14 protein-coding genes are annotated in these 12599 nt (G+C 62.8%); 4 read left to right on the top strand and 10 right to left on the bottom strand.

What is annotated here, in order from left to right; genetic code table 11:
* Positions 1 to 3: 3 nt before the first annotated feature.
* Both kdgD and ACSQ8R_RS10630 read right to left on the bottom strand, forming a co-directional pair.
* Positions 4 to 909, bottom strand: coding sequence for a 5-dehydro-4-deoxyglucarate dehydratase (kdgD, locus tag ACSQ8R_RS10635; RefSeq protein WP_436255441.1), 906 nt, complete (start codon positions 907 to 909; stop codon positions 4 to 6).
* 75 nt (positions 910 to 984) lie between these two features.
* Complete coding sequence (locus ACSQ8R_RS10630) at positions 985 to 1737, bottom strand: FadR/GntR family transcriptional regulator (RefSeq protein ID WP_436253310.1); 753 nt, start codon at positions 1735 to 1737, stop codon at positions 985 to 987.
* A gap of 221 nt (positions 1738 to 1958) precedes the next feature.
* Here ACSQ8R_RS10630 and ACSQ8R_RS10625 point away from each other — a divergent pair, with 221 nt between their 5' ends.
* On the top strand, positions 1959 to 2753 hold the full coding sequence (locus ACSQ8R_RS10625) for an NAD-dependent epimerase/dehydratase family protein (RefSeq protein WP_436253309.1): 795 nt from the start codon (positions 1959 to 1961) through the stop codon (positions 2751 to 2753).
* A 114-nt stretch (positions 2754 to 2867) separates the two neighbouring features.
* Positions 2868 to 3839, top strand: coding sequence for a S1C family serine protease (locus tag ACSQ8R_RS10620; protein ID WP_436253308.1), 972 nt, complete (start codon positions 2868 to 2870; stop codon positions 3837 to 3839).
* An 11-nt stretch (positions 3840 to 3850) separates the two neighbouring features.
* On the opposite strand, the gene ACSQ8R_RS10615 is transcribed toward ACSQ8R_RS10620, so the two are convergent.
* The 7 genes from ACSQ8R_RS10615 to ACSQ8R_RS10585 form a co-directional block, all read right to left on the bottom strand.
* Positions 3851 to 4591 carry a tyrosine-protein phosphatase gene (locus ACSQ8R_RS10615; protein ID WP_436253307.1) on the bottom strand — a complete coding sequence of 247 codons (741 nt, stop codon included), beginning with the start codon at positions 4589 to 4591 and terminating at the stop codon, positions 3851 to 3853.
* A gap of 1 nt (position 4592) precedes the next feature.
* Positions 4593 to 5456 carry a carbohydrate ABC transporter permease gene (locus tag ACSQ8R_RS10610; RefSeq protein WP_436253306.1) on the bottom strand — a complete coding sequence of 288 codons (864 nt, stop codon included), beginning with the start codon at positions 5454 to 5456 and terminating at the stop codon, positions 4593 to 4595.
* Positions 5446 to 6396 (bottom strand): carbohydrate ABC transporter permease, encoded by a 951-nt coding sequence (locus tag ACSQ8R_RS10605; RefSeq protein ID WP_436253305.1) that lies wholly within the window; start codon positions 6394 to 6396, stop codon positions 5446 to 5448. Before ACSQ8R_RS10605 ends, ACSQ8R_RS10610 begins: the two co-directional genes overlap by 11 nt.
* Positions 6397 to 6475: 79 nt before the next feature.
* Positions 6476 to 7771 carry an ABC transporter substrate-binding protein gene (locus ACSQ8R_RS10600; RefSeq protein WP_436253304.1) on the bottom strand — a complete coding sequence of 432 codons (1296 nt, stop codon included), beginning with the start codon at positions 7769 to 7771 and terminating at the stop codon, positions 6476 to 6478.
* Positions 7772 to 7793: 22 nt separating this feature from the next.
* Complete coding sequence (locus tag ACSQ8R_RS10595) at positions 7794 to 8636, bottom strand: metallophosphoesterase family protein (protein ID WP_436253303.1); 843 nt, start codon at positions 8634 to 8636, stop codon at positions 7794 to 7796.
* A 96-nt stretch (positions 8637 to 8732) separates the two neighbouring features.
* The gene (locus ACSQ8R_RS10590; RefSeq protein ID WP_436253302.1) at positions 8733 to 9368 is read right to left on the bottom strand and encodes a TetR family transcriptional regulator; all 636 of its coding nucleotides are present in this window, start codon (positions 9366 to 9368) and stop codon (positions 8733 to 8735) included.
* A 67-nt stretch (positions 9369 to 9435) separates the two neighbouring features.
* On the bottom strand, positions 9436 to 9753 hold the full coding sequence (locus ACSQ8R_RS10585; RefSeq protein ID WP_436253301.1) for a hypothetical protein: 318 nt from the start codon (positions 9751 to 9753) through the stop codon (positions 9436 to 9438).
* 179 nt (positions 9754 to 9932) lie between these two features.
* Here ACSQ8R_RS10585 and ACSQ8R_RS10580 point away from each other — a divergent pair, with 179 nt between their 5' ends.
* Positions 9933 to 10547 carry a DUF922 domain-containing Zn-dependent protease gene (locus ACSQ8R_RS10580; RefSeq protein ID WP_436253300.1) on the top strand — a complete coding sequence of 205 codons (615 nt, stop codon included), beginning with the start codon at positions 9933 to 9935 and terminating at the stop codon, positions 10545 to 10547.
* Positions 10548 to 10615: 68 nt separating this feature from the next.
* Here ACSQ8R_RS10580 and ACSQ8R_RS10575 read toward each other — a convergent pair whose 3' ends face one another.
* Positions 10616 to 11521: a DMT family transporter gene (locus ACSQ8R_RS10575; RefSeq protein WP_436253299.1), complete on the bottom strand. Its 906-nt coding sequence runs from the start codon at positions 11519 to 11521 to the stop codon at positions 10616 to 10618.
* An 87-nt stretch (positions 11522 to 11608) separates the two neighbouring features.
* On the opposite strand from ACSQ8R_RS10575, the gene ACSQ8R_RS10570 reads away from it, so the two are divergent.
* Positions 11609 to 12538 (top strand): LysR family transcriptional regulator, encoded by a 930-nt coding sequence (locus tag ACSQ8R_RS10570; RefSeq protein WP_436255440.1) that lies wholly within the window; start codon positions 11609 to 11611, stop codon positions 12536 to 12538.
* Positions 12539 to 12599 lie beyond the last annotated feature (61 nt).

The following is a 12599-nucleotide window of genomic DNA, read 5'->3' as shown; positions in this document are numbered from 1 at the left end:
GGCTTACCGCTTCCAGGGCGCAATGAGCTTTGCAAGCATGTCTTCTTCGTCCGCCGTCAGATCATCGAGCGGCGGGCGCACCTTGCCGGCATCGAAACCCTGCAGGCGCACGCCGGCCTTGATGGCGGAGACGGCATAACCCTTGCGGCGGTTGCGGATCGCCATGAAGGGATAGAAGAAGTCCCGGAGGATCTCCTCGCAGCGGCTGCGGTTGCCGGCACGCAGCGCCTTGTAGAATTCGACAGCCAGACCCGGCACGAAGTTGAAGACCGCCGAGGAATAGGTGGTGAAACCGGCGCCGAGATAGGCTTCGGCGAACAATTCGGCGGTCGGCATGCCGCCGAGATACATCAGCCGGTCGCCCATCGTGGCGGTGATCTGCCGGACAAGCCCGATATCGCCGCTGCCGTCCTTGAAGCCAATCAGGTTCGGGCATTCGTCGCAGAGACGCTTCAGCGTATCGACGGAGAGGATAGAGTTGTCACGGTTATAGACCATGACGCCTATGCCAACCGACTGGCAGATGCGCTTCACATGCTGGTAAAGACCTTCCTGCGGCGCATCGATCATGTAATGCGGCAGCAAAAGGATGCCGTCGGCGCCGGCCTTTTCGACCGCGCGGGCCATTTCGACGCCGACATGGGTGCCGAAACCGCAGCCGGAGACGATCGCGGTCTTGCCGGCCGCTTCCTTGGCGGCGGAGACGATGCCGGGAACTTCATTGGGAGACAGCGAGAAGAATTCGCCCGTGCCGCCTGCGGCAAACAGGACCGGTGCGTCGAAGCCCGACAGCCATTCCACATGGCGGCGATAGCTTTCCGGCTGAAACTGGCCTTCCTTGTCGAAATGGGTGACGGGAAAGGACAGCAGGCCGGCACCAAGTGCGACCTTGATTTCTTCAGGCGTCATCATGTGGATTTCCTTTGTAAGCGTCTCCTCCAGACAAAAATTGTCGTACAGGTTGCGCTGACTTGTGTCAACAAGTCATCTTACAGATTCGCGGAGCTCCCGGAGAAGGGTGCGATAGCGCAGCTGCGCGCCCCGCAGATGCCGGCGCATGGCGTCTCGCGCACCTTCCTCGTCACCGTCGGAAATCGCCACGACGATGGCGTTGTGCTCCTGATCAAGCAGCTTGATATAGGTCGCCTGATCGGCCTCCGAATCATCCGGGCGCAGGGCTGCGCGCGGGATCAGGCTGCGGCCGATCATGGTCAGGAATTCGCGGAAGCGGGGATTGTTGGTGGCTTCGGCGATGGCAAGATGCAGCGCGAAATCCGCCTCGCTGGTTGGTTTTGCGGCCTCGAGACAGGCCCGGACCGCATAATGGCGATCGAGAATGACTTCTTCCTGTGCGGGGGAACGGCGAAGTGCGGCCAGCCCCGCAGCCTCGACTTCGACGGCGGTTCTAAGCTCCAGCAGCTCGATCATCGAGGATACGCGGGCGAGATCGATATTCGGGAGGGAAAGCATGATCGGCTGCGCGTTGCGCTGAGGCTCCAGCACGAAGACGCCGGCGCCCTGACGTGCTTCCACCAATCGGTCGGCGCGTAGCGATGCGATCGCCTCGCGCACCACGGTGCGGCTGACGCCGTGCGCCTCGGTCAGCTGAGCTTCGCTCGGCAGGCGTGAGCCTGGCGGAAACTGGCCTGCCGCAATCGCCTGGCGTAGCGTTTCTCCGAGGCGGGAAACAAGCGTCCTCGATCCCCTGCCGGTATCGAGTTTGGTTTCAACGCTCATTTCATTCCTCCCTGCTCGGCAGCACATCACACTATGGCGTCAACCCGTATGTCAAGTTGGGCGGGCGCGCCGAACCGACCCCGGCTTGTTGACCGAGCTTTCCCAACATGTATGATAAGTGTCGACGCTTGTCACGAACAAGTTGGCCGGCACGCCTGTCAGTGAACTGGCCAATGAACTGGATTGCCGCGGTCGACGGGCCGCTTTCGGAGGATGATTTCTTGAAAAGACTTTTGATCACCGGCGCCGGCGGCGGCCTCGGACGCGCCATGCGCTCGCGCCTTGCCGGTTTTGCCGAAACGCTTCGCCTCTCCGATATCGTCGATCTCGGCGCCGCCGGGCCGAATGAGGAAATGGTCGTCTGCGACCTCGGGGATGCCGATGCCGTCATGAAGCTGGTCGAGGGCTGCGACGGTATCCTGCATCTCGGCGGGGTCTCGGTCGAGGACAAGTTTTCAAAAATCCTCAACGCCAACCTGCTCGGCCTCTACAATCTCTACGAAGCCGCCCGGGCGCACGGCCATCCGCGGATCCTGTTCGCCAGCTCCAACCACGTCGTCGGTTTCTACCGGCAGGACGAACATATCGACGTCAAGGCTCCGATGAAACCGGACGGTCTCTACGGGGTTTCGAAATGTTTTGGCGAGGCTTTGGCGCGCATGTATTTCGAGAAGTTCGGGCAGGAGACGGCGCTCGTGCGGATCGGCAGCTGTTTCGAAAAGCCGATCAACCACCGCATGCTGTCGGGCTGGATGTCCTATGACGATTTCGCGTCGCTGATCGACTGCGTCTTCCGCGCGCCGATGCTCGGCTGCCCGATCATCTGGGGCATCTCCGACAATGACAGCAAGTGGTGGGACAATTCGCACGCGTCCTATCTCGGCTGGAAGCCGAAGGACAATGCCGAACGTTTCCGGGCCGAGCTCGATGCCAAGGGGCGCCCGGAGCCGACGTCCCCGGCCGCCGTCTACCAGGGCGGCATGTTCACCCAGGATCCGATCTTTTCGGAGAGCTGAGCCGGCCACTGCTGGGGTCTTGGCCGGGTTCTTGTTTCCGGCTTTCCAACCCACCACATCAGCTCCTTCAAGGACCTTCTCTTTTTTCAGAAGGTGTTTTCCGGAGTTCTTGTCATGGGATTTATCGATATCAATCCTCCCGTCCCCGAGGATAGCGTCCTGCTCGACGCCTATTCGGAGACGGTTGCCGGCGCGGTGGACCGCGTCGGTCCCGCCGTCAGCCGCATCGAGCGGCTCGGCGGCGTTGCCGGCCAGGGGGGCCACGGATCGGGTTTTGCGATTTCGCCCGACGGCCTGATCATCACCAACCATCATGTCGTGGCCGATGCCAAGACGGTGCGCATCCGCAGCGCCAACGGAGCGGTTGGGCAGGGTGCCGTTCTCGGCCGTGACGCCGATACCGATATCGCGCTGGTGCGTGCCGACATGGACGTGCAGGCCTGGGCACGGCTCGGCGATTCCCAGAAATTGCGGCGCGGCCATATCGCGATTGCGATCGGCAATCCGCTCGGCTTCGACTGGTCGGTGACATCAGGTGTCGTGTCGGCACTCGGCCGCTCGATGCGGTCTTCCACCGGGCGGCTGATCGACGATGTCGTGCAGACCGATGCGGCGCTCAATCCGGGCAATTCCGGTGGGCCGCTGGTATCCGCCTCCGGTGAAGTGGTCGGCGTCAATACCGCGGTCATCCGCGGCGCGCAGGGCATCGCCTTTGCGGTCGCCTCCAACACCGCCAATTTCGTCGTCTCGGAAATCCTGCGTTTCGGCCATGTGCGGCGCGCCTTCATCGGCATCGTCGTCGATACGACCGCGCTGCCGCGCCGCATCGCGGTGAAGGCAGGCATGACACAGGAAACGACCGTGCGCATCCGCCGTATCGATCCTGGCAGCCCGGCGGATCGCGCGGGCTTGAAGGAAGGCGATTTCATCCTGGCGATCGATGGCCAGCCAGTCGGCGGCGCGGATGACCTGATCCGCTTGCTCGACGGAACGCGGATCGGCAAGGACACGCCGATTTCCGTCTACGACCTCGACTCGCGGATCGTCGACCGCGTGCTTGTTCCTGCGGCACGCCCGCAGGGTTGATCGACCGGATATTACGAAAGGCGAGTTCTCAGCCGCTCAACGCCTGCACCGTCGAGCCCGAGCTTTGCCAGATAGTCCCGTACGCTGCCGTAGTTCTTGCTGATATGGTCGAGCGCCTGGCGCATGCTGCGCGGCTCGGAGGCGAGGACGATATCGACGAGATCAGCCGGCGTGCCGCGGCCAAGCGCGCGTTCCCGCAGCCTTGCAATCAGCGGGCCGGAGATCGTCGCGGTCAGTGCGTAGTCCTCGACAATGGTCGTCTCATCGACGCCGGCGTTCGCCAGCAGCAGGGCCGAGATCACGCCGGTCCGGTCCTTGCCGGCGCTGCAATGGAAGAGCACGGCCCCTTCAGGTGCGTCGGCGATGGTTTTCAGGACTTCGGCGATGGCTGGCTGGCAGTCGTCGATCGCCTGGCAATAACGGTCGCCCATGTCGAAGCTTACCCCGGCATTCGCCATCATCTCGACCGGTGCCAGCGCCGAAAACAGCGGCGTGTTGTGGTAGCGCACTTGTGCATGGTGAACGAAGGGATTGGCTTCGACGGCGATCTCGTGAGCGTTGCGGAGGTCGATAACGGTGGCCAGTCCGTTATCCAGCAGGGTGTCGATATCTGCCTCGCTCAGCCGGTGCAGCGCGTCGCCGCGCAGGATCGAACGCCAGCGGGTCAGGCCGCCGTTTGCGGTTCTGTAACCGCCGAGGTCGCGGACATTGTGGGCGCCTTCCAGCGCGATCAGGCGTTCATAGCTCAGCATATCAGCGGATTCCGGATTTCATGAAGGATTCGATAACGTGGCGCTGCAGGACCAGGTAGATGACCAGGATCGGCAGGCTGGCGAGTGCAGCGGCCGCCATCAGCGGCCCCCAGAGATTGCCCTCCTGGGTCATGAACATCTGCAGGCCGATCTGGACGACCGAGTTTTCCGGCTTGCGCGACAGGAGCAGCGGCCAGAAATATTCGTTCCAGGCGGAGATGAAGGCGATGATCGACAGCGAGGCGATCGGCGCGCCCATGTTCGGCACGACGATCTGCCAGAGGATCTTCCAGCTTCTGGCCCCGTCGATGCGCGCCGCTTCGAGGATCTCGGTCGGGAAGGAGCGCATCGCGTTGTAGAGCAGCAGGATCGCAAAGGCATGCGCCGCGTTGGGCACGATGAGACCGGTCAACGTGTCGAGGAGGCCGAGCCGCGAGGCGAGCACGTAGTTGGGGATCATGGTGACCTGGAACGGCACCAGCCAGGAGAGCGCGATGAGCCCGTGGATGACGCCGGACAGGCGCATGCGCCAGCGCACCAGCGCATAGGCCGCGAACAGGCCGGTCACCACCTGGAGAAGGGCCGTAGCGGCGGAGACGATCGTGGTGTTGATCAGCATTCCGATCATCGGAATGCGGGTCAGCACGAAGACATAGTTTTCCAGCGACGGGTTCGACGGCCAGAGCGAGGTGGAGAAGATCTCGTTCTCCGGCCGAAGCGACGTGACGATCATCCAGTAGATCGGAAAGATCGACAGGAAGGACAGGAGGATCATCACCGCATGCACCGCGAACCGTCGGGTCCTGCCGGACTTCGTTTCCGCTGAGGCGAGCGCGACCGAGGCATGGGAAGCGTCAATTGTCATAGACCGCGAACCTTTTCGTGAGCCACATGCAGCCCGCCGCGATGACCGCAAAACCGGCAAAGGCGATCATGCCGGCGGCCGAACTCCAGCCGGCCGACATGGTCTGGAAACCGTATTCCCAGAGCAGGTAGAAAATGTTGGTGGTCGATTTCAGCGGCCCGCCATTGGTGAGCACGTTGATATAGGCGAAGCTCCACTGGGCCCCGAACAGGATCGTCATCATCGACAGAAGCAGGATGGTCGGCGACAGCAGCGGCAGTCTTATATCGCGGATGATCCCCCAGCGGCTGGCGCCGTCGATGCGCGCGGCTTCGATGTAGGAGGGATTGATGCCGGCATTGGCGGCGGAAAACAAAAGGGTGGAAAAGCCGATCAGCTTCCAGCCGGTGATCCAGGTGAGCGTCGCGAGCGCATATTTCGGATCGGTCAGGAAGCCGATGCGGCCGAGACCGATCGTCTCCAGGCCGAGCGTGATCAGCCCCTGGTCCTCGTTGAGCAGCCAGCGCCACAGGATGGCGGCGACCACGGGCGCGACGATCATCGGCACGAAGATCAGCGCGCGGTAGATGGTCCGGGCGCGGCCTTCGAGATCCTGGGTCCAGATCGCCACGAAGAGCGGAATGATCACCGACATCGGGAAGAGGCCGAGAATGTAGAAAAGCGTGTTCCAGAGCGCGGCGCGCATCTCGGGCAAGGCGAACAGGCGCTGGTAGTTGGTCAGGCCCACGTAACGCTGCGGCGCGGTCGGCAGCATGTTCCACTGGTAGAAGGAAAGCTGGAACGCCTCGACCAGCGGCACATAGGTCCACATCATCAGAAGACACAGCGCCGGTGCGAGATAGAGCCAGGGCTGCACGGTGAAGGCGCCGCGCTGACGGGCAGCCGCGGGAACCCGGACAACGGAGAGCGGCCTTGCAAGATCGGCCTGGATATCGGTCATGAAATTTCCCCGAATGACCCCAAGGGGACAACGACGCCGGACGGGAAAGCGAGACCCGCCCGGCATCTCCTCGTGATGGTTACGGCATCAGCTCCTGGCCCTGGTCCTGGGCGGCTTTGAGCGTCGCGATCGGATCGCCCTTGCCGAAGACGGCCTCGCGCACCGAGTCCATCATCATCTTCTCGACCTGGCGGTAGTTCGGGCCGGGGAAGGCGACGTTGGCGGTCAGCCGGTTCAGCTGTTCCAGGTTGGCGCGGAACATCGGGTTTTCCTTGACCCAGGGGCCGAGGTAGTTCGGATCATCGACGATATCGAGGCGCAGCGGCAGGTAGCCGATCTTGCTGGTGATGATCGTGTAGGCTTCCTTGCTCGTCAGGTATTTCAGGAGTTCGTAGGCGGCGCGCTGCCTGGCCGGCTCCTTGCTGAAGACGAACAGGGCGCTGCCGGAATTGGTGGGGGCAGTCGCCTTTTCGCCGAAGGACGGCATTGGCGCGATGCGCAGGTCGAACTTGCCGGCCGAAGCCTTCTTGTAGGCGCCGAGAGTTGCGGTCGTGTAGACGAACATACCGAGATTGCCGGCGGCAAAGGTATCCGAGCCGCTGGCCGGGTCGATCTTGGCATGGGCGCCGCTATCGACCATATCGCGCAGCATCCTCACGGCTTCCGCCGCGTTGGAGTCGGCGTAGGTCAGCTTGTTGCCGTCGCGCACCTTGCCGCCGTTCGACATGACGATCGCCTGATAGACGAAGGTGCCGTCGCTCGGGCCGTAGGCGCCGGGGAAGAAGCCGTTCTTGCCGGTCTTTTCCTTGATCGCCTTGCCGGCGATGTTGACGTCGGCCCAGGTCTTCGGCGGATTGTTCGGGTCGAGGCCGGCCTGCTTGAAGAGGTCGCCGTTGTAATAAAGGACGGGCGTCGAGAAGGTGTAGGCGAGGCCATAGGTCTTGCCATCGACCTTGCCAAGTTCGAGCCCCTTGGGGATCATGCCCGCAAGATGCTCTTTCAGTTCCGCCGGGCTCACCATGTCCTCGAGCGCGTTGCCGCCGAGGTCGCTGGCGATGAAGATCAGGTCGCGGAAAGTCAGCTGGGCGACGTCCGGCTGCTTGCCGGCGACGATATCGGCCTGAACGCGGTTGATGATCTCGTTCGAGGGCACGGCGATCGTCTCGACCTTCACGTTCGGGAACTTCTTCTCGAAGCCGGCGATCAGTTCCTTGGTGGCCTCGGAGCCGATGCCGGCGGACGCGAGGTTGTAGTTGTAGAAGCTGATCGTCACCGGCTTGTCGATGGTCGCCGGCATTTCGGCAAGCGCCCCGAGCGGCGACAGGGAGGCGGCGGTGAGCGTCGCCATCAGCTTGAGCGTGGTTCTGCGCAGCATTTTGCGTGTCTCCGGATGAGGGTTATTCGGCGGCGACGGGCATTGCCCGGGCCATCAGAAGTTCGAGCGGATAGGTGTTGAGCTCGGCGCGGTCGGACGGCAACGGCACGAAGGCCATGGTGAGGCCGGACGGGCGGATAGTGCCGATGCCGAAGGAGGCGCCGCGCACCATGCGCAGGATGTCGGTGCGCAGGATGTCGGTCGCGGCATGCTGGCCGGTGCCGACGACGACCGGGATGCCGTGCCAGACGGAGACGCGGTCGTGATGGATGTGCCCGCTCAGAATGCCGATGATGTTGCGGCCCTTCAGCAGTTCGCGAAAACGTTCCGACTGCGGAAAATGGATCGTCCGCCAGTGAGCAGCATCGGCTTCCTCGCCGAGTGCCGGCGGGTGGTGGACGACGATCAGCTTCGGCAGGTCGGAATGACTGTCGAGCGTCGAGGCGAGCCAGTCGAACTGTTCGGGATCGATCGTGCCGCCGATCAGGCCGGGCGTCGTCGAGTCGATGGTGATGATGTGGATGCCATCGATGATGGTGTCGTGGTCGTAGGGTGCATCCGGATCATGGGCCTCGACGCCCATGCCTTCATAGAAACCGGGGCGAGTGTCGTGATTGCCGAGTGCATAGATGACCGGTACGTCGATCCTGGCGTCGATGATCTCCTTCAGCCGGCGAAAACTTTCGGCATCGCCCCGGTTGGTCAGGTCGCCGCTGGCGATCACGAATTGCGGCTTCGGCGTCACGGTGGCGACAAGGTCAAGCACCTGGTGCAGCGTCTCGGTGGTGTCGCTGTGCAGGTGGCTGTCGTCGGCGGTGCCGATATGCAGGTCGGTCAGATGGATGAATGTGGTTTCGCGTCGCACCGGATGCCTCCATGGATGACGGTTTCGTCAGAAGGACCGTTAGAAGGGGTTTATTTCCTGCGCGTGACGGATTTCGAATGCCGTTCGAAACCGGCTCTAGCGACGGAACATCGGCGCGATGACCTCGACCATGCGGGCGATGACGGTGTCGGGATCGTCAAGGTCGATGCTGTAATTGGTCAGTACTTCCGTGCGCGATCGTGAGCGGGTGACCTGGGAGCGGATGCCGAGCGCGCAATTGAGCCGCCAGCCGATATCGACCTCGTCGAGCCAGGGCGCGATCCGCTTCAGATGCGGGATGAAAGCCCGATGGTGTTCGACGTCGTCGATGATGCGGCGGTAGTGAGGCGCGCGTTCCCGATGGGTCTTCGCCATCGAGGTGAAATGCGACAGGACCGGATAACTGGAGGTCGGGTCGAGGCTCCAGCGGATCGACGGGCCGACAAGGGCCGCGATGACTTCATCGAGATCGGGCGGATCGGGCGCCCGGCGGTCGGCGGCCCTGCGCAGCAGGCTCAGCCGCTCGGCATTGAGCCGTCGATAGACCCGCTCTGCGACCGCTGCGACCAGTTCTTCCTGGGAGCCGAAATGGTAGCTGATGGCGGAGGGCGTCGCATGCGCCTCGATGGCGATCCGTCGTGCGGTCAGATCCTCCAGAGCCTCGGCTTCGCAAAGCAGATGCTCGCAGGCATCCATCAGCCTCATGGCTGTGAGATTGGTACGGCCGTGCATGAACTGACCCTCGATGAGGGCAGCCTAGACAGTTTCTGTGTAGGGTGGATGACAGCGCGGGAAACGCCTAGGGCAAATCCGGGCGGGCCGTTTCCTTGTCCAGCGGGCGGGCGAAAGGTGCCGGCCACGCCTCTCTTTCGTCGTTGCCATCCTCGCCATCCCGAAACTCGTCCATCCGGTGCTTGATCGCCAGCGCATAGATCGTGTCGAGAATGTTGCGGTCACGCAGGTGAGGATCGGTAAGGCCCAGCAAGGCAGCCCGGACGATCTTCTTGCTCGATGTTTTCGGGCAGCGCTTGTTGACGAATTTGAACAAGGCTTCGTCGGTGAGGCCATCCATGGCGCCATCGACCAATGCCTCGTAGACCTTACGCTTTTCCCCCATTCAACTCCCCACCAGGTCACAATGCTTTGTCACATAACTGTCATCATCCATTTTGAAGGAAATATGGCAAGGCCTGGAACAAAAGTCCTGATGGATAGCGTTCACGGAAACACATCTGGCCGATTGAAACTGCGACGCCGTCTTCGTAGTTTCCCGGCAATTGAAGCGGGAGGATTTGGGTGAGGATAGGTGCAGCAATTCTCCGGGTGGCGGTGTGTCTCTCGCTGATGCCGATCAATGCGTCGGCGCAGAGCCAGTGGCAGCCCGTCGAGCAGGTCCAGACCTATCCCGTCACGGGCGATTCCGGGGTCGATCTCTACGCTTCCATCGGCGAGCGCGGCCCGAAGATAGGCAAGGAAGTCCGCGCCATCGCCCATACCAATTTCAAGCTGACCTGGACCCGGGATTACCGGCCGCAGCTGGACGGCGCCTGCACGCTGGTTTCGGCGCGGCCGAAGCTGATCATCACCTACACGCTGCCAAAACCGGCATCGGCGCTTTCCCCTGAACTCAAGAGGAAATGGGATGTCTTCATCGAAGGCGTCCGCAAGCATGAACTGCTCCACGGGGTCATCATCACCGACATGGTCAAGGAGATCGAGCGGGTGAGCGTGGGTTTGAGCGTCGCCAACGATCCGAAATGCACAAAGATCCGGACTGAGCTGACGGCCAAGCTCGGCGAAATTTCGAAGGCGCAGCAGAAGCGCAGCAACGACTACGACCGGATGGAGATGAGCGAGGGCGGCAATGTCCACCAGCTCATCCTGCAGCTGGTGAACGGTACCGGAAAATAGGTCGCCGCAGACATTGATTCATCATTTGGCTGGAAGCCATTGCTTTTTTTGATGATTCTACGGATGCGCTATCGCCTGCGCATGACGTTGACGACGAGCACGCCGATGATCGCCATGATGCCGCCGATCGCGCCGATCAGGGTTGGCACCTCGCCGAGCCAGAGGAAGCCGATCAGGGTTGCGGTCGGAGGTACGCCGTAGAGGAAATTGGCAGCGCGGGCGGCGGACAGGCGCTTCAAGGCAATCGCCCAGGTGACGTAGCCGATCGCGGTCGGGAAGAGCACCAGATAGGCGATACCCCAGTTCACATCCGCCGGAGCGGCAACCAGCGCCTGTAGGGTGGCAGGGACGGCCGGCAGAAGCGGAATGGAGCCGATCAGCATCAGCCAGGCCGTGACGGCTAAGGCCGGCATGCGGCCGAGGATCGGCTTTTGCAGGACGCTGGCGACCGCGGAGCAGAGCGCAGCGCCGAGGATGAGGATGGCGTTCGGATCGAGATCGAAACCTTCATCGCCGGAGGCGGCGATCAGCGCCACACCTGCAAAGGAGATGGCCGTTCCGACCCATCCCCAGCGGCCGAACCGCTCGCCGAGCGCAAATGTGGCGATGAGGGCGGTGAAGACCGGCATGGTGTTGATGATGAAGCTCGCCGGTCCTGCCGCCACCGTTCGCTCGCCCATGTTGAGGAGAACGGCATAGGCTGCGATGAAGAGCACGGCTGCCACGACGAGGCGAAGCCCATCGCCCTTGGCCGGAAGCGCGGGCCGGGCGGCGGCGAGATAGATGGCCGCGATCAGGGCGGCCGGGACGTAACGCGCCGTGGCAAGTTCGATCGGCGTCAGCGGCCCAAGGCAGATGCGGATGACGACGAAGGACGAGGCCCAGAAAGCGATGGTCACCAGGATCGCCAGGAAGGCGATCACATCAAATCCCTGTCTCTCTTCCGTTCGAGTACTCATGGCGACCGTGCTCATCTCTTTTCTCCATCGAAGCATGGAAGATGGATTTAGACCTTCTCACCCGTGCTTGAAAAGCACCGCGATCGATGATCATATGTGCGTATGGTTCACAGCTCGCCCACTTTGCCACCGTTGGACACGCTCGAGACTTTCGCCCGTGCTGCCCGTCTCGGATCGTTTTCCGCAGCGGCAGAGGAGGGCGGCGTCACCCACGGCGCCGTCTCCCGGCAGATATCCCGGCTGGAGCGCTGGATGGGCGTTCGGCTTTTCGCGCGCGAGGCCCGCGGTGTGACGCTGACGCCGGAAGGCATGCGGTTTTTCTCCCGCGCAGAAGAGGCCTTGGCGCTGCTCGGCGACACCGACGAGCGGTGGCTGCCTCGCCGCAACAAGACGGTCGTCCGGCTTTCGGTGACGCCGTCGGTTGCCTCGCTCTGGCTGTTTTCGCGGCTTTCTAAGCTCGAAGCGGCCGACATCCATCTGGAACTGATCCTGGAACATCGGCTGGCGGATTTCAGCGAAGGCATCGATCTGGCGATCCGCTGCGGCAAGGGACCCTGGGCTGGCGTGCGCAGCCTGCCGCTCTGGCAGGAGAAGCTGATGCCGATCGCGGCGCCTGCCATCGCCGAGCGCCTGGCTGGGCGGTCGGATGCGAAATCCCTGCTGGAGCTTCCGATCCTGCACGATTCGAATGTCGAGGCCTGGCGACGCTGGCTGGCGGTCGAAAATATCGATTACGTGCCGCGCGGGCAGGACCGGCGGTTCGAGGATTATAACCTGGTGATCGATGCCTGCGCGCAGGGTCTCGGCATCGCGCTCGCCAGGCCCCCCCTCGCGGATGCGGCGCTTGCCTCTGGCCGAGTCATCGCCGTGTCGGAGAGGGCCATCGACCACCACGTCGCCTTCCACCTGATCCGCCCGAACGATGCGATGAAGGCGTCCGGTGCCGAGTTCGCACGGCGTTTCCTGCAGGAGGCAGGGCTCGACGAGGCGACCATCGCCGCCTTCATCGCGCCGGGGCGGGGGAAGGGTTAGCGCCTTCCCATTGGCAATCGCTCTTCCGGCTCTAGTTGCTCCGGCAAACCGGATGTGAGGA

It is taken from the genome of Neorhizobium sp. LjRoot104, from assembly GCF_964253725.1.
Lineage (GTDB): Bacteria > Pseudomonadota > Alphaproteobacteria > Rhizobiales > Rhizobiaceae > Neorhizobium.
This window is presented reverse-complemented; position numbering and strand designations above follow the sequence as displayed.